We start from the raw sequence: 20,366 nt of genomic DNA, 5'->3' as shown, positions 1-20,366 counted from the left end.
GGCCTGGTGACCGCGCTCCTGATCACCACAGCGTGCACCGCAGTGGTGGACGGAACGGCGCAGCGGCCAGCGGGGGATCAATCGCTGGCCTCGGTTGACGTGGCTTTGCTCGACACCGGCAATTACGCCACGCAGCCCGCCCCGCCCATGGGCGTCGCAGGCAATCCGGCGAAGGGCGGGCTGATCGAGGCCGGGCGGATGGCCGAACACGTCGTCGGGCCGTGGGAGGTCGATTCCGAACTCGCGCACTATGTCATGCCGACCGCGATTTTGAAGGACTCCGCGGCGCTCAGGATGCTTCTCTTCGAGGAGTCCGCAATGGCCGCGGGCAAGCACAACTTCGTCACGGGTTTCTCCTCGGCCCGGCGCACGGAGGACGATGGCGCGAGCCTGGTCAATGCCGTGCTGCGCTTCCCCGATCCCCAGGCAGCCGCGGCCGCGGCCGCTGAGTTCGGCGATATCGCATTGCAGCCCGGCCTCTTGGACTACGTGCCCCAAGCACAACCCGTCTCCGTGCGCAATCACCCAGGAACCCGCGCCTCCGCTTTCCAACTCCGCCAGGTCGGTTCCGACCTGATGGAAACCACCGTCAGCGCCTATACGGCGCACGGGCCGTTCGTGCTCGTCCAGTCCGCGGAAACCCCTGACGGGGCGGGCCCCACCGCCGACATGGTCGCCAAGACGCTGGATCAGCAGATCACAGCGATAGACGCGTTCACACCCACCGCAGTATCGGAACTCGCCAATCTCCCGGTGGACGAGAGCGAAATGCTGGCGCGCACCGTCCAGGAGACCAGAGACAATCCGCCTGCCGTGACGAATCAGACGTTCGGGCCGCGCGCCGCTACGCACTTCCAGACGTTCCCGCAGGCTTCGGCGGAATTGTTCGCCGACACGGATATGGATGTGTGGTCCAAGGGTAGAGCGTCGGTGTACCGCGTTCGCGATGAGCAATCCGCTGCCGAAATGCTCGAGCAGTTCGCGACCGAGTTGACGGACTCGACCGGCCAGGCGGTTGCATCCGTACCGAATATGCCCGATTCGCCCTGCATAAGGCGCGAGGAGCCGCTGGGCGCCTACGTCGTGTGCTTCGCCGCCACCGACCGGTATGTCATCGAAGCGGCCTCGCCGCAGTTGACCGATGCTCATCAGCTGACCGCCGCGCAATACGTCATGCTGACGGCCCCGTGAGCCGGCCGGCTCCACCGACCGGTCCGCGGTCGGAGGATACGCTGACCGGAACATAGCGAGGGAACGATACAGATGGCGCTCGGCGTGGGCTCGGTAGTGGCCGGTTACCGTATCGAAGCGGTTCTCGGCAGGGGTGGTATGGGCACGGTATATCGTGCCGCCCACCCCACCCTGCCACGCTCAGACGCACTCAAGGTGTTGTCGTCAGACTTGTCTCTCGACAAGCACTTTCGCAACCGGTTCCTTCGCGAGGCTGACTTGGCCGCAACGCTGGATCACCCCCACATCGTGTCGGTCTACAACCGGGGCGAAACCCCCGATGGACACCTGTGGATCGCCATGCAGTACGTCGATGGCAGCGATGCGCACCGCGAGCTGAAGGCCGGACGTATGACGCCGGCGCGCGCGCTGCGCATCACTGCGGCGGTCGCCGACGCGCTCGACTACGCCCATCAGCGCGGCTTACTTCACCGTGACGTCAAGCCTGCTAACTTTCTGCTGGCAGCTAATGACAAGCGAATCTTCCTGGCGGACTTCGGGATAGCCAAGCGTAGTGATGAGGCGGCCGGGCTGACGCAGACGGGGATGGTGATGGCCTCAATCGCCTACGCCGCGCCTGAAACACTCACCGGCGAACCCGCCGACCACCGCGCCGACATCTATGCCCTGGGTTGCAGCCTCTACACGATGCTCACCGGTCAAACCCCGTTCGCCCGCCCGGGCGCCGACGTGGGAGCGACCGTAGCCGGCCATCTGTCGGCGCCTCCCCCAAGGGTCACCGACCGGATACCCCACGCACCGCCGGCGATTGACGCGGTCATCGCCAAAGCGATGGCCAAGAACCCGAACCACCGCTACCAAAGCGCCACCGATCTCGCTGCTGCCGCCGCCGCGGCTCTCGACGACACAACCGTGCAGTTGAGGGCCACACCTGCCCCTGCGCGTCCGCCGGCCGAGTGGTCACCACCGCTACCCACCGCCGGGCAACCGACCGGTCCGCCGCCGGCGTACCTGGCGCCCGGCGGGCCGCCGCGCGCTTCGGATGCGATCACCTATCCGAGCGGTTGGGCGCCCCCCCAGAGCCCACCCCCGGCAGTTACCGCACAGCCCGGCTCCATCGGAATCGGCCGATTCGGTCGCCGCCGGAAACGCGCCCTCATCGCCGCCGGTGTCGCGGTGTTGGTCGTCGTCGCAAGCGTCGCCGGCGTGATGCTGTGGGATCGAGGACCGGACGAACCGGCCTATCAGGCACAGACATTCACACACCAATACGGTGCTACCGAGCTCACCGCTCGTCCGCAACGGGTGGCAGCGGTGAGCCCCGGTGACGGCGATGCGGTGCTGTCCCTAGGGGTGCAACCCGTGGTGATCGGCTCTTCGACCAGTGTGCTGCCGAGTTGGGAGAAGTCGGCGCTCACCGGCGATCCAACTGTGCTGACCGGATTCACCAACACCGCCGCGGTCGCTGACGCCCAGCCCGACGCCATCATTGCCACCGGCCCCATCGACCAGGCCACCTACGACAAACTCGCCGCCATCGCGCCGACCGTGACCAGGCCGAAAGATCAAGCGCCCGAACAATGGACGTGGCAGAACCGGCTGACCTGGATCGGCGAGATCCTCGGCTATGAGACGAAGGCCAAGGAACTCATCAGCGATGTTCGTTCGCAACAGGACGATCTGAAGAATCAGAACCCATCGTGGATCGGTAAATCCGTCGCAGCAGTCATCAATTCGGATACCGGCGTTTCGGAGATACTGACCCCGTCCACGGCCGCCGACTACCTCGAAGCGCTGGGACTGCGTTACAGCCAGGAGCTTGTCCGCGCCGGCACCGACACAGGCGACACGCGGCCGATGCCCGACCCGACCGGTGTCTATCGCATCGAAACCGACGTACTCGTGGTGATCCGCACCGACAGCCGGGCCGGGGGAGGCGGATTCGACGGCTTGCCAAGACCTTTCCTCGGCTATCAAGGAAAGATGGTCGTTGTCGACGAAGCGGACAAAATCGCCGCGCTCACCGGCGCCGGGGGTTACCTCGCAAGTCGGTATCTCGACGCCAACTTCGCACCGGGACTGTCCCGCGAAGTGCGATGATCTCGCACTCCTAGAAGCGCAGATTGCGCAACAGGTCGTACACGCCGGCGATCCACAGCAGCATCGGAATCACGGTGGCGATCGCTGCGCCGTCAAGCAATTCGAGGACGCGTTTCGTGACCGGGGAGATCCGGCGCACGCCCGCCGTGGCGCCGACGACAGTCAACGCGACGATCGCTGCAAGCGTATAGACGGCCAGGACCAGCCACGACTTGTCCGGATGCCAGAGGCACAGACGAACCATGACGCCGGTCGGAATGGCCACGACGGCCGTCAACAACGCCCAGGCGCACCATCTTTCGGCGTACAGCCGGGATCGGAAGCCGCAGATCACCGCGATCAGTCCCGCGACGATCATGCTGTGCACGAAGAAGTGGCCCTGCACCACCACGGTGATCGCGCCGACCGACAGCACGAGCGCCCCCGCCGCGAGGAACCCGATCAACAGCCGCTTGGCCAGCTGGCTGCGTTCGTGCAACCGTGCCGCGGAGTCCGGTACCGAGGCGATGATGGCCTGCCAGGTCGGCGACTCCTCATCGCTGGCGGCCGTCGCGACCGGGTCGAGCAGTTCGTCGTTGGACACGGTTTCGCCCGGTGCCGGTATCGGCGGCAACGCGATACGGGCAACCGCGACAGTCAGTTTCGCCGCGTTGGTGACCACGATCAAGCCGAATGCGATCGCTCCCGCGGGCACCCAGTGTTGCCAGCCGTAGCCGAACGCGATCGCCGCCCCCGTGGCCGCGATCGACGTGACCGCCAAGAACGACGCCAACTCCGCCCGTCGGCGCGGCCCACCCCGGGTGGCCAGCGTCAGCAACAACACCACCGCGGCGGCGCCCGCGATCTGCGGCGCACCGAGTCCGGCGGCGCCGCGCGGTAACGGCACCGCCAGGGCCACCGCCCCCGCAAGGGCGGGCATCGCCGCAATCAGCAGGCTCTCGGCCAGATCGATGTTGCGGTACCGGTTGGTCGCCAGCGCGCTGCCGCCGAGCAGACCCAACCCCAGCACGCCGAGGGCCACCGCCCACCACCAGTCGTGTCCGGCGCGCGACCACGCCAGCAGCACCATCACTGCCATGACAATCGATACGAGCGGAACCGCCACTCCGACAAAGCGGTTCAGTGCCGACCGGTCGAACCCCGGCGACTCGTCCAGCACAGCGATCGCGTCGATCACGTCCTCGACGAGCGGCCGGTATCGCTCGGTGCGGCTGACCGAGACCAACGTCAGCAGCGAGCCGTCGACAACCCCGGCGTCGTCCAGGGATTCGTTGAACTTCAACGGCGGAGCGCCGGGCCGCGCGAACGCCCACACCCCCTGCGCCTTGAAGTCGAACCCGGCGAGCACATCCTTCGGAGTGTCCTCGAGAAGGTCGGCCAACACAGCTACCGTCTCGTCGATGTAGGTCTCGATCGGCGCCGCCGCGGGCAGCACCAGATCGGTCATCCGGCGGCCGGTCAGGATTGTGATCCGAGTGGTCGACGGCCGCCCCGGCGTGACGCCCGACGCGGATGTTGCTGCGGCCGTGGACGTCACCGACGTTCGAGCCTGTCGAAGTCGTCGGACAGGGCGGCGGCCAACTCGATGGTGCGCCGACGGAACGTCTTGCCCAGCAGTTCCAGTTGGATCTCGGTGCCAGCCGCGATGTGCTTGTCGTAGGGCAACACGACGACCCGCCCCGGTGGGACATGGCGCTCGAACTGCGCGACAAGGTCTTCGACATCGATGTTCGGCTTACCCGGCACGGTGTGGTTGATCACCACGCACGACCGGCTCAGCAGATCCTGGTATCCGTTCTGCCGCAACCAGTCCATGGTCATCGCAGCCTGCCGCGCACCGTCGATCGAGGCGCTCGCGACGATGACCAACCCCGAGACCGTCGACAAGACACCGCGGGCGGCGGGCTGAAACAGGCCGGCGCCGCAGTCGGCGAGGACGAGGTTGTAGTAGCGCGACACGATGTTGGTCACGCCCTTCCAGTCCTCGTCGTTGAACTCGCGGCGCGCCCCGCTGTACTCCTCGCTCGAGAGCACCTCGAGGTTCGCGGCGTTCATGCTGGTGTAGGCGCGAATGTCGTTGTAGCGCGCCAGATCCTTGTCGGAGAGAAGATCCGCCACGGTGGCCGCAGACTGTCGTCCGGCACGGTCGGCGAGGTTGCCGCCGTCGGGATCGGCGTCAACGGCCAGAATCCGGTCACCGCGCACCTTGCTCATCGCCGAACCGAGGGCGACGGTCACGGCGGTCTTGCCGACGCCACCCTTGAGGCCGAAGATGCCGATCTGGTAGGAATCCCTGGCGTTGCGCCTTATTCGGCTGTGCAGCTCCATCTCGTAGAGCTCGTCGGGCGACAGGCCGAGATTGATGCGCGTCAGCAGATAGAGCAGGTGCCGCCAGCCCCGCTGTGACGGCATCTTCACCGCTGACTTGACCCCCACGTGGGAGAGGGCGTCGATCGCGCGGTGATTGCCGATGGTGGCCGCCGACGTCTGAGCCGGCGCGACGAAGCCGCCGCTCGTCTCGGCTTGGGGCTCCGCGAAATGCTGGCTGGGTGCAGGGGCGGTCGCGGGCCGCGGCATCTGTGGTGGCGCCGAGCGTGGCGCTTCGAACCGTGCGCCCGCCGGTGCGCCAGCCATCGGCACCCTCATCATCGAATTCGGTTGTGGCGGCGGCGTTGTCGAGCGGGCAGCCGGCATCTGCGTGGTGATCTCGTTCTGCTGCGCCGGCGGCGCTTGCACCTTGGTCTGCGCGACGGGCATCGTGGGCCCCGTCATCTCGACGCGAGAGTGTGCGGGAGGCGTAGGTGTCGCTGCGGGTGCCGGTCCGGACGGCGTCGATCCGGTGGCGTCGTCGCGATCCACTACGTCGTCGTCGGCTGTTTGGACAGCGTCTCCCGCGGAGTGGAAAAGCCGGTCATAGTCTGCCGACATGGGTACCTCTTCTTCTGTAGTCAATGAGTGCGTACGCACGAGGTGGGCAAGACCCCCCGAGGGACGAGCTTGCCCACCCGCGTGCAGCGTTATCCGCCGAACGAGCTCTCGATGAGCCTGTCGGCCTGGAACATGGTTCCGCCGGTGCCGCCGGCCTCCTGGATGGTGGCGGCGAGGTTCTTGAGTGCGGCGTTGAGCTCCATCGAAGCGGTGTCCCAACGCATTTGGACGGCCTGGTAAGCCTCGGAACTGGCGCCACCCCAAACGGCCGCGAGTGCGGTGAGCGAGCCCTTGCCCTCCACGAGCAGATTTTCGGTCTGCGCGACCGCGGCGCTCAACTCGGATGACGAACCGTCGATCCCCGCGTAGTTGTAAACCTTTTCAGTCATGTCATGTACTCCGTTCGCGTCAGTAGGGTCAGAACTGCATCGCCGTGGACAGCGAGGCTGCCCCGTCGTCATCGGTCGCGGCATACTGCACGCCGGCGGTGTGGATGTTGGCCGAGATGTCGGTCAGCGTCTGAACCTGACGAGCGGCCGCTTCCTGGAAACGCATCAGAGCTTTTTGGGCTGCCCCACCGGCGTCGCCCTGCATCTGGACATGCAGAGAGCCGGTCGTCGCCTCGACGTAGCGGATCACGGCCTGCAGTTCCCCGCTGATCCGGTCGAAATTCGCTGCCTCCTTGGCGAGGACAGCAACGTCGGTATTCATTGCCATGCTGGATACTCTTTCTCTCTTCCTCTGTCCTCACCATCGATGGCGAGTCTTTCCGGTCGGGTGACCGGGAAGTCTTGGTGGACGATCACCAGTCGTCGTCCTCGTCCTCGCCGAGGTCCTGGGGTAGGACCCGCGGCGCCGTCAACCCGTTCCTGCTGCCACCGCTGCTTGCCCGCTGGCCCATGTGTCCCATCGGTCCGGTACCGCCACCGCCTGCGCCGACCGGCGCGAGACCCGCGCCGCTTCCGCCTGCCGCGCCGCCCGCGCCGCCGGACGCCGCGGTCGGCTGGCCGATGAGTTCGGCCATCAACGGGGTTCGGGCCATCGTCCCGCCGGCACCGGGCAGCGACGCCGCGCGCACGAGGCCGGCGCCGGAGGCAGCACCGGAACCGCCCGCGAGTGGATGATTCGACAGCGGGCTGGCCCCGACCAGACCCACCTGCATCTTCTCGCTGCCCAAATTGCTTCCGAGCTGGGTGAACAGCGACGTGACCTGCTGCAACGGCTGGGTCATCTGCTGCACCGGCTGCATGACCATCTGCATGCCCTGCTGCGGCACCTGCGCCAGCGTCGAGCCCAGCTGCGACGCCATCTGCACGCCCATCTGCATGCCCTGCTGTGTCATCTGATCGGGGCTCGCCGCCCGCTGGGCGAGGTTCTCGGATTTGCGCACCTGGCCCTGGGCCTGCTGGGCCGACATGCCGATCTGCGCGGTCGCGCGTCCGCCCTGCAGCACCGCCGACTGCATCGAGGCCTGCACACCCACCTGGGTGATCACGGCGTTACGCATGGCGGTCATCGGCGCCGACGCCGCCGCGTGCCCGACCGCGACGGCCGCGCCTGCCGCGGCCACACCGGGAATGACGATCGGCTTCGGCGGCATGATCGGTTCGAAGAGCAGGTTCAGGGCGGTCTCGGCCTGGTAGACGTCCATCGCCCCGGCCGCTTGGTTCCACATCCTGACGAAGTAGTCGAACTCGTTGATGCCGATCGGGACCGTGTTGACGCCGAGGAAGTTGGTGGCCTCGAGCACCGCGTGGGTGATGTGGTTCTGCTCGATCTCGGCAAGCGGCGGCGTGGTGGCCATCGCGAGGCTGTAGGAGTTGGCCTGCGCGGTCGCCTGCAGCGCGCGCTTCTGGGCCTGGGCGGACACGGTCCGCAGCCACGCGACCATCGGCATCGTGGCGGCCACGACCCGTTCGCTGGCCGCGCCGCTCCATACCGAGGTCAGGGAAACCAGGCTCGCCGCCAATTCGTCGGCCTGCGTCTCCAGCGAGATCGCCAACGCCTCCCACCCGGCGGCGGCCTGCAGCATGGGCGCCGCTCCGGCGCCGGCCATCAGCCGCGCGGTGTTGAATTCTGGCGGCATGGCATGCCAGAACATCGTCTCGGTCTTCCCTGGTCAGTCGAATATCGGGTGGCTGCCGCGATCAGAACGTGGCAGCGTTCGCGCCGTCGACGGCGGTGTAGATTCCGGCGCTCTCGATGACGGCCGCTCCCATTCGCGCCAGTTCTTCCTGGGCGAACGTGTTCATTGCCAGCGTTTCCACGCCCTCGGCCGCGAACGCGACCGCTGCCTGCGCCGAGACCTCGTCGGCGCCGGCCGGCACCAGCGCGGTGACCGCGGCACCCGCCGTCGTGCCCGCCGCTAGGCCTCGGGTGCCGTTAGCCACCACTTGTGCCCCGACTCCCACGGCACCGGGATTGTGCATCAACGGTTCCATTTGCAGATCTCCTCGTCGGTCATGAATTCAATGCGTATGAACTTGTGCACGCTCGGACACCGCTGTCCGCCAGCCAGGAACCGGTCCCCCGACCTCTTTGCTATGGCTTCGCCACGGCATTTGCTGGCGCGCCTCGAATCATCTTAACGGCGGCCTGGGGGTGCTCTTTACACAACTTCTTCTGGGGGGTCCACATAAGCCGCCTGGATGACCTCCTTCCCCTCCGGTGAGACCAGAAATCCCTGGCCGGGTGGACGGCGCTTGAGTCGGACCTCGCTCGAGGGGAACTCCTGTTTCTCACCCGATAGGAAAAGCGTCGGAGATCCGGCGCCGTACGCGGCTCCGACGAATTTGTCCATGGTGGCGCGGTGCGCCTGACTCATCTGGCAGGTGACGATGATGTGCAGGCCGATATCGGCGGCCGCGGGCAACAGCGGGAACAACGGAGCCATCGGCGGCACCACACCGCTGGCGGCAACGATCATGTGCCAGTCGTCGACCAGCAGCACCACATCCGGCCCGCTCCACCAGGACCGGGCACGCAACTGGGCCGTGGTGAGGTCCGCAGGCGGAAGGCGCCGCTGCAGGTTGATGGCGAACGCCTTGATCGCCTCTTCCAGGCTCGCGTTGTTGCGGTTGATGGCGCCCGCCGCGAGCAGATGTGACTGTGGCACCGCGTCGAGCAGACCGGACCGGTAGTCCGCGAGCATGAACCGGACTTGATCCGGGCTGTTGCGTGCGCAAATCGCTTGTGCGACAGCATGTGCTATCCGGGTCTTGCCCGATTTGGGCCCCCCGAAGATCAACATGTGCGGAGTGGTGTGCATGTGGTTGTAGGCGACGCCCATGTCGGATTCGCGCAGTCCCAGCGGCACCGTCCACCGGGTGCGGTAGTCGGCGTCCGGGCCGGGCGGGTTGGGATCCAGGTGGTGCAGGTAGATGCGCTCGGGCAGGACACGCACCTTGGGGGCCTGGTCGGTGTGCCGCGCTGCGATCACCTGAACCGCGTCCGACAACGCGGGGACGAGGTTCTCGGCGCTGTGCACCCCGTCGAGGCGTGGCACCCCGATCATCAGGTGGTGCTTTTCCATCGACACCGCGCGGCCGGGCCGGTTGGCCGGTATCTCCCGGGTGATGCGGTCGATCTGGGTCTCGTTGACGTCGCCCAGCCGGAACTCGACCTTCGTGCCCAGGTAGTCGCGCACGCGTGCCTTGAGCTCGGTCCAGCGGGGCGTCGAGATCACCGTGTGCACCCCGAACTGCAGGCCTTGGCCGGCGAGATCCTGCACGACGGACTCGAGGTCACCGAACTCCGCGACGAACGCCGGCCAGCCGTCGATGACCAGGAACACGTCGCCGAACGGATCGGCCGCCAAGGGGTGGTTCGCATCGTCGCGCATCTCGCGATATGCGGCCATCGATCCGACGCGATACTGCTTGAACATCGCTTCGCGTTGCCGCAGTACGCCTTTCATCTCGGCCACGACACGGTTAACCCGGTCCGGCTCGGAGCGTGTCGCAACACCTCCCACATGCGGCAGGTCCTCGAGGTACAGCAGTCCGCCGCCGCCGAGGTCGACACAGTAGAACTGGACCTGGCGCGGCGTGTGGGACGCGGCCGCCGACAGGATCAGCGTCTGCAGAAAGGTGGACTTACCGGTCTGGGGTGCCCCGCCGACGGCGATGTTGCCGCCGGCCGAGGACGTGTCGATGCCCCACACCTCCTGGCGGTGCCGGCGCGGTTCGTCCATGATGCCCAGTCCGAAGCGCAGCGGCTGGCGCTGGCGGTCGTTCGCGATCAGCTCGTCGACCGGTGTCGGATCGGCCAACGGCGGCAACCACATCCGATAGGCGCGGGTCTCACCGGTGGTCAGCTGGTCCAGCACCACCTCGCGGAGCACCCGCTGGTCCGGTTCGATGCTCATGACCGCACCGTCTCCGGGATCGGCGCCGCGGTGAAAGGACGGATGCGCGGCCGGCTCGGCCGTCTGGCCTGCGGCCTGACCTCCCCGTTGTCCTGTCGCCCCGACGTGGGGACATAGTTGACGCCGGTGTAGACGCTGTGGAACTTGACCGGGTCCTCCATGCCCACGCGAAGGAAGCCCACACCGCTCTCCTTGTTCGTGATGTACTGCGCCTCCGGCGTGCCGATCACGGCTTTCGATTCGGCGGAACTGGTTGTGCGCAGCGCGATCCGGTAGGTGAGGTTCGGTTCCAGCTTGTCGATGCGCACACCGCCGGTGTTCAGCGACTGCGTCGCCAACAGCAGGTGTACCCGCAGCGATCGGCCCACCCGGCAGATCCGGTCGAACAGCGCGATGAAGTCGGGATGGTTCTGCAGCAGCTCGGCGAACTCGTCGACAACCACGAAAAGGGTTGGCAGTGGTGGCAGGTCGGCGCCGCGTTCGCGATGCTTCTCGTATTCGGCGACACCGGACAGCGCACCGGCCGCGCCGACCTGCATACCGGCCTGGCGCAGGATGGACTGTCTGCGGTCCAACTCGCCACTGAGCACCTCACCCATGCGGCTGACCAGCTCGGCTTCCTCTTCCATGTTGGTGACGACGGCGGCGGTATGCGGCAGCTTCTCCATGCCCAGGAATGTCGAGCCGCCCTTGAAGTCGGTGAGCAGCAGGTTCACCTGGTCGGGGTGGTGGGTGGCGGCCAGCGAGAGGATCAGGGTGCGGAGGAACTCCGACTTACCCGAACCCGTTGTGCCGATGAGCATCCCGTGCGGACCGGCGCCGAACTCGGCGCCCTCCTTGATGTCGAGGTACATGATGTCGCCGGTCTTGAGTTCATGGCCGAAGGGGATGCGCAACCGGTCGCGGTCGGTGTCGCTGAACATGCGCCACCGTGCCGGGGTCACCTCTTCGATCGACTGGGCTCCGACCAGTTGATGCCACTCGGTGGCGATCTTCTTGTGCACGCGGACGCTCTTGTCGATGATCGTGCCGGTGATCGACCACCCCGCCAGCTTGCGTGCGACACGGGCCGCCTGATCCGATGTCAGGTGGTCGACTCTCGATGTGATCAGCCGGAAGGTCTGGTTGGGCAGCCGGTCGTCGGCGGTGCCGTCGGCCGCCACTCGGATGCGGTACGCCGAGCCTCGGTGGTTGCCGAGCGTGATGACGGTGACGCCGGCCCGGCCGTCGACCGGAAAGCCGGCCTTCCCGCCCGTGAGGTCGAATACGACGACGTAGGGTCCGTTAGGCGCCGCGTCGGCGGAGTGGGGGCCGCGTGCGGTCAAGTCGCTCAGACCGTCGGGACGGGTGAAGATCATGCGGGTGGGACCCGCGGCGTCCGTGTCGGTCTGATGCTGCAGATGCGGTAACCACTTGAGCCAGGCCCAGTTCGGGTCCTCGGGGTTGTCGATGAGCACCCGCATCTGCAGCAGGTCGGGTGGGTGGAACACCGCGAGGTGACAGATCATGGCCGCGAGCAGGCCGGCCGCGCCATCCGGGTCGCCACCGACGGCGATGGTGGGAAACGTGCGCAGCGCGAGGAGTTTCGGGCAGTCGTGGATGAGCCCGTGGGTGCGGAGAAACTTCGTCACCCACATGTGGCTCACGGGTTCCAGGTGCGGTTGCGGCGCGCCCTGCGGACCGGCCAGCTCTCCACCGATCGCCGGCTTGAGCAGTCGGTCGACCGCAGGCTCGGTGCCCAGCCCGATTCGGGTCGCGGCGAAGAAATCGGCGTTGGTCTGTCGGGACCACTGGCGGTTGCCACCGATGAGCGAAAGCAGGTCCTCGGGGTGCGGGGCGTGATAGTTGAAGAACGTCACCTGAGCGGCCGCCGAGGATGTGACCCGCGTGCGGAGCCCGGCCAGGTAACGGAGATATTCCTTACGGTCCGCATTGATTTCGGGAACACGCTTGCCGCCGGGGCCGCCCCCTGCCATGAATCCGACGGTCGCCATGATCATCATCAACGGCATCATCAACATGTACGGCGAGAGCTGCCGGATACCGGTGAAGATCATGATCGCGATCATTCCGAGCATGCCGCCGCCCATCACCCACGGCAGCGCCTTCTGGATGCCCGACGGCGGGATCTCGACGCCCAGGTCCTCGGGCGGTGCGACGTTGATCTCGCCCGGGGTCAGCCGCGGTCCGCGCTTGATGATCGGGGTGAACTTCTTGGTGGTCATCGGCCGCCTCCGGACGGGGCCGCGGCCGGTTGCGCGGTAGGGTCGCCACCAACCTTGCGCGGGTTGGGGTTCGGAGGCAGGGTGTCGTGTTCGATCAGCGCCGCCTCCTTCGACAGAACCGGACCGTCCACCAGACGCCCGACCACCTGCCACGGCGCGGTGGTCGGATTGGACAGCCCGAGCGTGTTGCCGGTGTCCTCGTTGGGCAGCCCGTACCGCACGCCTTGCGGGTCGATGTAGTAGAGGCTCTCGCCGTACCGCGGGTCGGGCGACTGCAACTGGATGTACTGACCGCCATCGATGTAAACCGTTGCATCACCTCCGATCTGCTTGACCCCGGTGCCCATCGCCGACGGCGGGATGGGCAGTCGCCGGCCCGCGATCACCGTCGTCTTCGGCGCCTGATCGCCGGGCTCGCGCTGCCACGCCCAGCACAATGTCGGGGCGTCCTCACGCAGCAGGATCTCCAGAGGTCTGTCGGGTAGCGGTGAGGCGAAGATGTGTTCGGGGATTCGCGCGACCACACTGGCCTCCACCGACGGCGGCGTGACGAGCCCGAACGAATTCGTCGCGCGCAGCGCGGCGGCGGTGGTGTCGTTGATCTGCGCGACACCGTCGGGCAGCACCACGAAATGCTGTTCACCGTCCTCGGTCAACGCCTTGAACACCGAGCCCACCACGAGGTTGGGCGGCAGGCCGACCGAATTGGGGGACCCGAAGGACGGGATGTCGGGAAGACGCCACGGACCCGCGTTGGGAAGCGCGTTGAACAGACCGCGCGAGATCGGCGTCGCCCTCGCCGTCACCGGGATGCCGACCGCCGAGGTGAGCGCGCGGTCGGCGAGATCGATGTCGTGTCTGCCGCTTTCGGTCACCAGCCAGATGTCGTTCTCGTAGGAGACCAACATGCCCTGATCGGGGCGCATCGGCGCGACCGACGCGTCGGCAACCAGGGGCCGGACGATGATCGACGATTCCAGGTTCGGCACCACGCTCTCGGGCTTGGTGACGGTGTCACACAGTGTCCACATCGAATTCGCGCCGCCGACCGGCGTTGCGTAGGGCGCGCCGGGAATCCCGATCGACTGCCCCTTCGGCATGCGGTTCAACTCCTCGGACTTGACCGCCACCGGGGTTCCGGCGTTGCCGAGAACGAGCCGCGCCGACGTCAGGTTGTACACCGGCCGCAACTGCCCGCTGCCGGGGAGCATCACGTAGAGCTGGTTGGTGTTGCGGTCGACGAGAAGCGTGTCGTTGCCTCGTTTGCCGAGCGGTTTGAAGTACGCCAGCAGCGCGGCACCCAGGCAGATGAGCACCGCGATGACCACACCCGCGGACACGGCGCGGCTGTAGAACTGCAAGGGGTCGTCGAACATGCGGGTGTCCCGGCGCACGATCGCGTGCTCGACGCGGCGCAGCAGAAAGCGCCAACCGCTGACCTGGACCTTGGTGGTGAGCCGGAATCCCGCCATAGCTAATCGCCGATGCTCAGACGTGCGTGCACCGCGCCGATGGCGGCGGCCATGTCCTCACCGTTGATCTCGCTGAGCTGTTCGTCGCCGAGGCTGTCGATGTCGATCGAACGGGCCAACCGCATATCGCGGTTCTGTTCGCCGGCCTCGACCAGCTGGCGGGCGTAGCGGCCGTTCCCCGCGATGTCGAGCGCGGGTTTGCCGTTGAGTGTGCGGCTGCTCAGCAGGGTGGCGGCCTCGAGCACCTGTTTGGCGGCCTGCTCATTCAGCGACGAATCATTGGAGCGGGCAATGACTTCGGCGATCTCGACGATCTCGTCGGGGGTGTAGGAGTCGAACTCGATACGGGTGGCGAATCGCGAGCGCAGCCCGTCGTTGGATTCCAGCAGGCGGTCGATGTCGGCGCTGTAGCCGGCGATGATCACCACGAGCCGGTCCCGGTCGTTCTCCATTCGGGCGAGCAGCGTGTCCAGGGCCTCGGTGCCGAACGGGTCGGCGCGACCGTCGCGTTCCTGCACCAGGGTGTAGGCCTCGTCAATGAACAACACGCCGCCGAGGGCGCGGTCGATGGTGCGGCTGGTCTTGACGGCCGACTGCCCTTCGTACTCGGCGACGAAGTCCTTGCGGGAGGATTCGACGAGCTTGGGTTCGGCGGTGACGCCAAGGCCCGCCAGGATGTTGGCGACGACGCGAGCGATCGTCGTCTTTCCCGTGCCGGGCGGTCCGGCGAAGATCATGTGCTTCGACGTCTGCGCGACCTTCATACCGCGCGCCGCGCGGATCTTGGCCATCTGCGTCGCGGCGCGGTAGGCCTCGATCTGCTCCTTCACCCGCGTCAGCCCGATCTGGCGATCGAGTTCGGCTTGCGCGTCGGCGAGCAACCGGTCCCGACCCGTCGTGTCGACTTCGACGCTGCCCGGATCCCACGGATCCCTGCGCGCCGCGATCAGCTCCGCGGTCGTCGTGGTGAGCCGATACGACGGATCCCGCAGGGCTTGCACGACTTTGGGGCCGGGATGGGTGGCCTGCAACCACTCCAGCAGCGCGACCGCCGACTCTTCGTTGCCCTGGCTGCGGCGGGTCATCGCCAGGAACCACGCGATGGCCGGTGCACACGCCTCACCCGCCGGGGAGGAGTTGGACTCGGTGAGCCGTCGCTCGGCCTCGGTGAACAACCCGAGGTTGGCGGCCGCGACGCCGTGCGCCACACCCGCGGCCGCGGCGAGGAACTTGTCGGGCCACGCGGCGGCGCCGCGGACCTGGTCGATCACATCGGTCCAGCGCTCGGCGGCGGCGTAGATCACGGCCTTGATCCAGGACACCAGGTGCTCGGCCCCGGCGGCCGGGGCGTCTTCGAGAGCCTCCATCGCGTCGGCGTAGTTGCCGATCGACGCCTCGCTGGCGGCGAAACCCATGGTGATGGCCAGCGGCGAATTGACCGGGTAGGTGATGTCGCCGAACGGCCCCCCGATAGGCACCCGCGCGTTGAGGCTGTTCATCGAGATCTCGGCCGAGCCGGCGAGCTGACCGAAGTTGGCTCGTGAGTACCAGGCGCGGAACAGCGTGACCCTGTCGGTGTCGCCGCAACGGATGCGGCCCACCCACGCGTCACAGGCTGATTCGTCGAAAGTGGTGATCTCCGTGAAGATCTCGAATGCGCGCGCCGGGGTGCTGGCCAGCATGCCGACCGCGCTTCCGAACAGGCCGGCGAGGTGCTCAGTCATGGTCACCGGCATATCTTGTCGTGAACAAGCGGGTGCGCTCGGCGCGGGCTTGTTCCGGGCTGGGAAGACCCAGATCGCGGGTGAGGAAGTCACGGGTCGCTGCGTCGTCGTGACCCTGTTGACGCATGCCCTCGAGCATGCTGACGTGCTGCGTGCTCTTCGCGTCTTGACTGGCGAGCCCGGCGAGGACGACGACCTCTTCGGCGAGCTTGGCTTCCGTCAGACCACTTGCCTTCGGCGACAGTTCGATTCGACTGATCCGGCCGTCGAGCGAGGCGCTGACGGAGACGGTGCCCGGCGGATTGGTCACGGTGACGACGTGCACCGGCTGTTCGGCGTCGCTTTGTCCACCGGTGCCGTGGACATCCAGGGCGTCGAGGACGGAGTCCTCGGATGCGGCGGGCGGGCTGAAATCGAGCGCGGCCAAGTCGTCGCGCTCGTCGTCGGGATGGCGTTCGGACATCTCAGCCACCGTGCGACGCCTCCGCTGGATCGAGCGTGGCGTGCTCGAACCACGTTCGCGACGGCAGGAATTCGATCAACCCGTCGAGTGCGCGCTGCAGGTTGTCGGTGCTGCCGGGCAGGAAGCTGCCGTACAGTTCCCCGCTGACCCGCCTGGGAATCGACACGATCCGCCCGTACTTGGAGTCGAGCACGCCCGCCGCGACGTCGGCTTGGGTGAACGTGCCGCCGGGGTGCCGCTCGATCGCGGTGATCTCGGCCCAGCTCGCCGGGTCGGCGATGATCTCGGCGTAGGCGCGTGCCGAGGAGGGCCCTATTCCGTAGGCGGCGATCTCGTTTGCGTCGCGGCATGCGGCGAGTTTGCTCGCCACGCCGGTCAGCGGCTCGACGTCGGCCGGTGTCGCGGTGCCCAGCACCGTCGTCACCATGCCGGCCAAACCCACCTGGGGAGCCACTCGCTGCAACACCAGCATGTCGCCATCACGGGCCGCGACGACATGGCGGTCACCCTTGCGACAGACCACGAACCTGATCAGCTTGCCGCCGACGTCGCGCCGCCACCAGCGAGCTTCCAACGTGCGGTCCGCCCGGCTCAACGTGTCGACCATCGCCGCCACCTCCGGATGCGGATGGCCGAACACGTCGAGCACACCCTGCGCGGACAGGTCCCGGGCGACTTGGTCCCACACACGGTCGCGCAGTTCAGGCTGAGGGATGTTCGGCCGGATGCCCAACGCCGTCGGGAATTCCATCAAGCCCATCCGGTCGGCGATGACCAGCATGCCGTCGATGGTCACCTCGACGCCCACGACGTCGTCGATATGCGTGGCATCCGTGCTCACGGCCGATCCCTCTGCAGCTGGGTGCTCAGCGTCGAGGCCGCCGCCTCATCGGCCCGGTCGTAGCGCGCGGCGGCGTCGGTCAGCCCGTCGGAGAGCGCCGTCGACGATTCCGCGACCGCGACGCCCGCGTGGTCGCGCGAGGTGAGCACGGCATCGAGCGCACCGACGGTCGGTGCCGCGATCGTGCCGTGGGTGTTCGTGATCGCTGCCTGGAGGTCCTCGCCGGCGCGACTCGTCGCTCGCATGTCCGCGGCGGTCCGATCATGGCGGGCGGCCAGGTCGCCGAGGTGCGCGGCGGAGACACGCACATTGTCGTCAGACACCGCCGTTCACCCCTTCCCTTCGTCGTGTGGTGACACGCCGTTGCGGAACCACCCGTTTGCGCGCAGAGCCCATATATTTGCCGCGGATCCCTCCACACAGCCGGAACCGAGCGCGCAGGCGCCGTCGCCGCGAGTCAGCGTACCAGCGGTTGAGCACCCTCAACGTCACCAAATTTTCGACCCCTCGGGGCGGCCCGACCGGTCGGCACACGGGCCTCCCAGTTAATGCCCAAACCTCCATCCCAGCGGCATAACCGAACCTATGTCGGTTGCAGCAAACTCGCTTGGTGCGCTTGGCCACGCTTTCCGCGTGCGCAAGCCGCTCGCCCCTGCTTGACCTGGCAAGCACGCCCGCCGACGGTCCCGGCCTGCTGGACGTCGGGTCACCGCGCTTCGCATCGTCCCGGACAATGCCCGGCAGCTGTTAGCTGGCAGTGCTGACGAGGAGCCGCACGGACCGTGGTTGATACTTGAGCCCGGGGACCGACGACAGACGAGATCCGGAGGAGATCGCATTGAGCGACCGCGATGACGCGCTGCGCAGAGAACTCGGCTGGACGAGCCCCGAGGAGGCCGGCCAGCAGCCGCCGCCCTCCGAACCCGAACCCGAACCGGCGCAGCCGCCGCCACCGGGTTTTCCGGATCCGGAGGCGCCGCGCGCCAGTTTCCGCGAACAGCCGTCCCGATTCGGTCCGCCCCCGGACTCGCTGCGCGACACCGGACCGGTACCGGCCGCCCCCCGTCCCGATCCGCGGATGTGGGGCCACCCGACCAGGCAGCAACCGCCGCCTCGTCCTCCGCAGCAGCCCGGCCAGCCGACCAACGGGCCCTGGCCCGGTCCCGGGCCGCAGGCTCCGGCCGCACCGCCGCAACCGACGGGTTCCTATGCCGAGAGGATCCGGCCCGACGAGTTGATGCCGCCACGTAAACCGGTGCCCACCCGGGGTTGGCGATTCGCCCTGTACCGAGCGACCTTCGGATATGTGAACCTCGGGCCGGGGCCGGACGAGGTCCGGCAGGCCGAGCTGGAGGCGAAGATCCGCGGTGCGCTGCGTGGGCACTACAAGATCGGCGTCATGGGCAAGGGCGGGGTCGGCAAGACGACGGTCTCGGCCAGCATCGGATCCGTGTTCGCCGAGATCCGTCAGGACGACCGGGTCGTCGCAATCGACGCGGACACCGCATTCGGCAAGCTGGGCAGCCGTGTCGACCCCAGGGCGCAGGGTTCGTACTGGGAACTGGCCGCCGACCAGCACCTGGAGACCTTCGCCGACGTCCGCAGCCGCGTCGGAAACAACGCCGCCGGGCTCTTCGTGCTCGCCGGTGAAGGCACGCCTGCGCGCCGCCGGGTGCTCGACCCGGCGATCTACCGCGAAGCCACCTCGCGGCTGGACCGCTACTTCACGATCTCGATCATCGACTGCAGCTCGACGATGGACTCCCCGGTCACCCAGGAGGTGCTCCGGGACCTGGACGCGATGGTCGTGGTGTCCTCACCGTGGGTCGACGGCGCGGCCGTGGCCGGCCAGACGCTGGACTGGTTGGCCGCACGGGGGCTCACGAAGCTGCTGCAGCGCACGGTGATCGTGCTCAACGATTCTGACGGCCATGCCGACAAGCGCACGCGTTCGATACTGGCCCAACAGTTTTCGGGTCAGGGCCAAAGAGTCATCGAGGTGCCGTTCGACGGGCATCTGCGGCCGGGCGGTGTCATCAACGGGACATCGGAGATGTCTGCCAAGACCCGGCGGCGGTTTCTCGAGATCGCCGCCGCGCTGGCCGAGCACTTCCCCACCAGCGACGACCGCAGCCGCGAACGCCACTGACTCGCCGGCTCAACTGAGCTCGTCGACCAGTGCGGCGATCGCCTCGGCGGCCACCGCCGGAACCTGCTCTCCTGCCTCGGCGTGCGCGATATCGTCATCGGAAACCCCCGCCGCCTGGGCGGTTTCGGCGATGGTGAGGTTGGCGCGGCGTCGGGCGGCGTAGAGGCGCTGACCGAGTGTTGCGCCCGCGGATCTCGCCGCGCGCAGCATCAGCTCGTCGTAGCGTGTCCGCACCGCGCTCAACGCCTTGATCAGCGGCGGAGTCACCCTGCCGATCCGCGCCGCCCGCGCCGCCACCGCCTCCAGTTGACGCAGGTCGGCCAGGATCTTGGCGGCCTTGGCGCCGAACTCGGGGTCCTCGGATTCCGGTAGCGCCGCGATGGCCGAGTCGAACGTCCGCGCGGCGGTGATCACCGCCTCGGCGATCAACGGCACCTCGGCGCTGCGCGGTGTCCCGGCGGGCGGTTGCTCCTCGCCCACCGGTTCGCCTCGACGGAGCCCTGCGATCGTGCCGGGCGGCCACCGCAGCACCTCTTCGAGCTTTGCTCGGGTCCGCTCCCGCGGCCAGCTTCTGCCCTTCTCGAAGGCGATCAGGGCACCGGCGTTGATGATGCCGTCCGCCGCGAGGCTGCGTTGGCTGATGTTGAGTTCGCGACGTCGGGCCGCGGCGGCCGCACCTGCTCGAACCATGCCGGGATCGAGCGCCTCGGTCGATCCGTCGACCGATTCCGGATTGGTCATGGGCGCGGCGGGTCCTCGATGGCGGGGATGACAAGTCGCCGCAATCGTATCCCTCGTTATGTTGCGCGCTACGGCTTGGGGCGGCGTGGCGGCTGACAAATCGTGTCGACGCTGCGGTTCATACTGACCACCGAGTGCCAGCGCTACACCTTTTGGGTGGCGCTAT

Annotated in this window: 17 protein-coding genes; 3 read left to right on the top strand and 14 right to left on the bottom strand. The window is 67.5% G+C overall.

The genetic code is table 11. The features are described 5' to 3' along the window. Positions 1-6: 6 nt before the first annotated feature. Together AU197_RS03080 and AU197_RS26750 are read left to right on the top strand one after the other, a co-directional pair. Positions 7-1,191, top strand: a complete 1,185-nt coding sequence (locus AU197_RS03080) for a DUF7373 family lipoprotein (protein WP_064401032.1) — start codon at positions 7-9, stop codon at positions 1,189-1,191. Between the two features lie 72 nt (positions 1,192-1,263). Further along, complete coding sequence (locus tag AU197_RS26750; protein WP_064401030.1) at positions 1,264-3,291, top strand: serine/threonine-protein kinase; 2,028 nt, start codon at positions 1,264-1,266, stop codon at positions 3,289-3,291. Positions 3,292-3,301: 10 nt separating this feature from the next. Here the strand turns inward: AU197_RS26750 and eccD are convergent, their stop codons facing one another. The 13 genes from eccD to AU197_RS03010 all read right to left on the bottom strand — a co-directional run bounded on the left by eccD (position 3,302) and on the right by AU197_RS03010 (position 17,633). Beyond that, a complete protein-coding gene (gene eccD / locus AU197_RS03070) occupies positions 3,302-4,828 on the bottom strand; it encodes a type VII secretion integral membrane protein EccD (protein ID WP_064401028.1) in 1,527 nt (508 codons plus the stop codon). Then, positions 4,825-6,219 carry a MinD/ParA family ATP-binding protein gene (locus tag AU197_RS03065; RefSeq protein WP_064401025.1) on the bottom strand — a complete coding sequence of 465 codons (1,395 nt, stop codon included), beginning with the start codon at positions 6,217-6,219 and terminating at the stop codon, positions 4,825-4,827. Before AU197_RS03065 ends, eccD begins: the two co-directional genes overlap by 4 nt. Before the next feature lie 89 nt (positions 6,220-6,308). After that, positions 6,309-6,608 (bottom strand): WXG100 family type VII secretion target, encoded by a 300-nt coding sequence (locus tag AU197_RS03060; protein WP_064401023.1) that lies wholly within the window; start codon positions 6,606-6,608, stop codon positions 6,309-6,311. 28 nt (positions 6,609-6,636) lie between these two features. After that, positions 6,637-6,936 carry a WXG100 family type VII secretion target gene (locus AU197_RS03055; protein ID WP_064348547.1) on the bottom strand — a complete coding sequence of 100 codons (300 nt, stop codon included), beginning with the start codon at positions 6,934-6,936 and terminating at the stop codon, positions 6,637-6,639. 85 nt (positions 6,937-7,021) lie between these two features. After that, positions 7,022-8,320: a PPE family protein gene (locus AU197_RS03050; protein WP_064401021.1), complete on the bottom strand. Its 1,299-nt coding sequence runs from the start codon at positions 8,318-8,320 to the stop codon at positions 7,022-7,024. A gap of 46 nt (positions 8,321-8,366) precedes the next feature. Next, a complete protein-coding gene (locus tag AU197_RS03045) occupies positions 8,367-8,660 on the bottom strand; it encodes a PE family protein (protein WP_064401019.1) in 294 nt (97 codons plus the stop codon). Positions 8,661-8,827: 167 nt separating this feature from the next. Then, on the bottom strand, positions 8,828-10,585 hold the full coding sequence (gene eccCb / locus AU197_RS03040; protein WP_064401017.1) for a type VII secretion protein EccCb: 1,758 nt from the start codon (positions 10,583-10,585) through the stop codon (positions 8,828-8,830). Further along, positions 10,582-12,810 carry a type VII secretion protein EccCa gene (gene eccCa / locus AU197_RS03035; protein ID WP_064401016.1) on the bottom strand — a complete coding sequence of 743 codons (2,229 nt, stop codon included), beginning with the start codon at positions 12,808-12,810 and terminating at the stop codon, positions 10,582-10,584. Before eccCa ends, eccCb begins: the two co-directional genes overlap by 4 nt. Beyond that, the gene (eccB, locus tag AU197_RS03030; RefSeq protein WP_064401014.1) at positions 12,807-14,282 is read right to left on the bottom strand and encodes a type VII secretion protein EccB; all 1,476 of its coding nucleotides are present in this window, start codon (positions 14,280-14,282) and stop codon (positions 12,807-12,809) included. The genes eccCa and eccB overlap by 4 nt, the downstream gene beginning before the upstream one ends. A gap of 2 nt (positions 14,283-14,284) precedes the next feature. After that, a complete protein-coding gene (gene eccA, locus AU197_RS03025) occupies positions 14,285-16,006 on the bottom strand; it encodes a type VII secretion AAA-ATPase EccA (protein WP_064401183.1) in 1,722 nt (573 codons plus the stop codon). Next, positions 15,999-16,469, bottom strand: a complete 471-nt coding sequence (locus AU197_RS03020; RefSeq protein ID WP_064401012.1) for a hypothetical protein — start codon at positions 16,467-16,469, stop codon at positions 15,999-16,001. The genes eccA and AU197_RS03020 overlap by 8 nt, the downstream gene beginning before the upstream one ends. 1 nt (position 16,470) lies before the next feature. Further along, positions 16,471-17,250 (bottom strand): ESX secretion-associated protein EspG, encoded by a 780-nt coding sequence (locus AU197_RS03015; protein ID WP_197415449.1) that lies wholly within the window; start codon positions 17,248-17,250, stop codon positions 16,471-16,473. A 56-nt stretch (positions 17,251-17,306) separates the two neighbouring features. Then, the gene (locus AU197_RS03010; RefSeq protein WP_064401008.1) at positions 17,307-17,633 is read right to left on the bottom strand and encodes a type VII secretion target; all 327 of its coding nucleotides are present in this window, start codon (positions 17,631-17,633) and stop codon (positions 17,307-17,309) included. A gap of 515 nt (positions 17,634-18,148) precedes the next feature. On the opposite strand from AU197_RS03010, the gene AU197_RS03005 reads away from it, so the two are divergent. After that, positions 18,149-19,459, top strand: a complete 1,311-nt coding sequence (locus tag AU197_RS03005) for a MinD/ParA family ATP-binding protein (protein WP_064401182.1) — start codon at positions 18,149-18,151, stop codon at positions 19,457-19,459. A 9-nt stretch (positions 19,460-19,468) separates the two neighbouring features. Here the strand turns inward: AU197_RS03005 and AU197_RS03000 are convergent, their stop codons facing one another. Continuing rightward, complete coding sequence (locus AU197_RS03000; RefSeq protein WP_064401005.1) at positions 19,469-20,200, bottom strand: helix-turn-helix domain-containing protein; 732 nt, start codon at positions 20,198-20,200, stop codon at positions 19,469-19,471. Positions 20,201-20,366 lie beyond the last annotated feature (166 nt).

This window comes from Mycobacterium sp. IS-1590 (assembly GCF_001500025.1).
Lineage (GTDB): Bacteria > Actinomycetota > Actinomycetes > Mycobacteriales > Mycobacteriaceae > Mycobacterium.
This window is presented reverse-complemented; position numbering and strand designations above follow the sequence as displayed.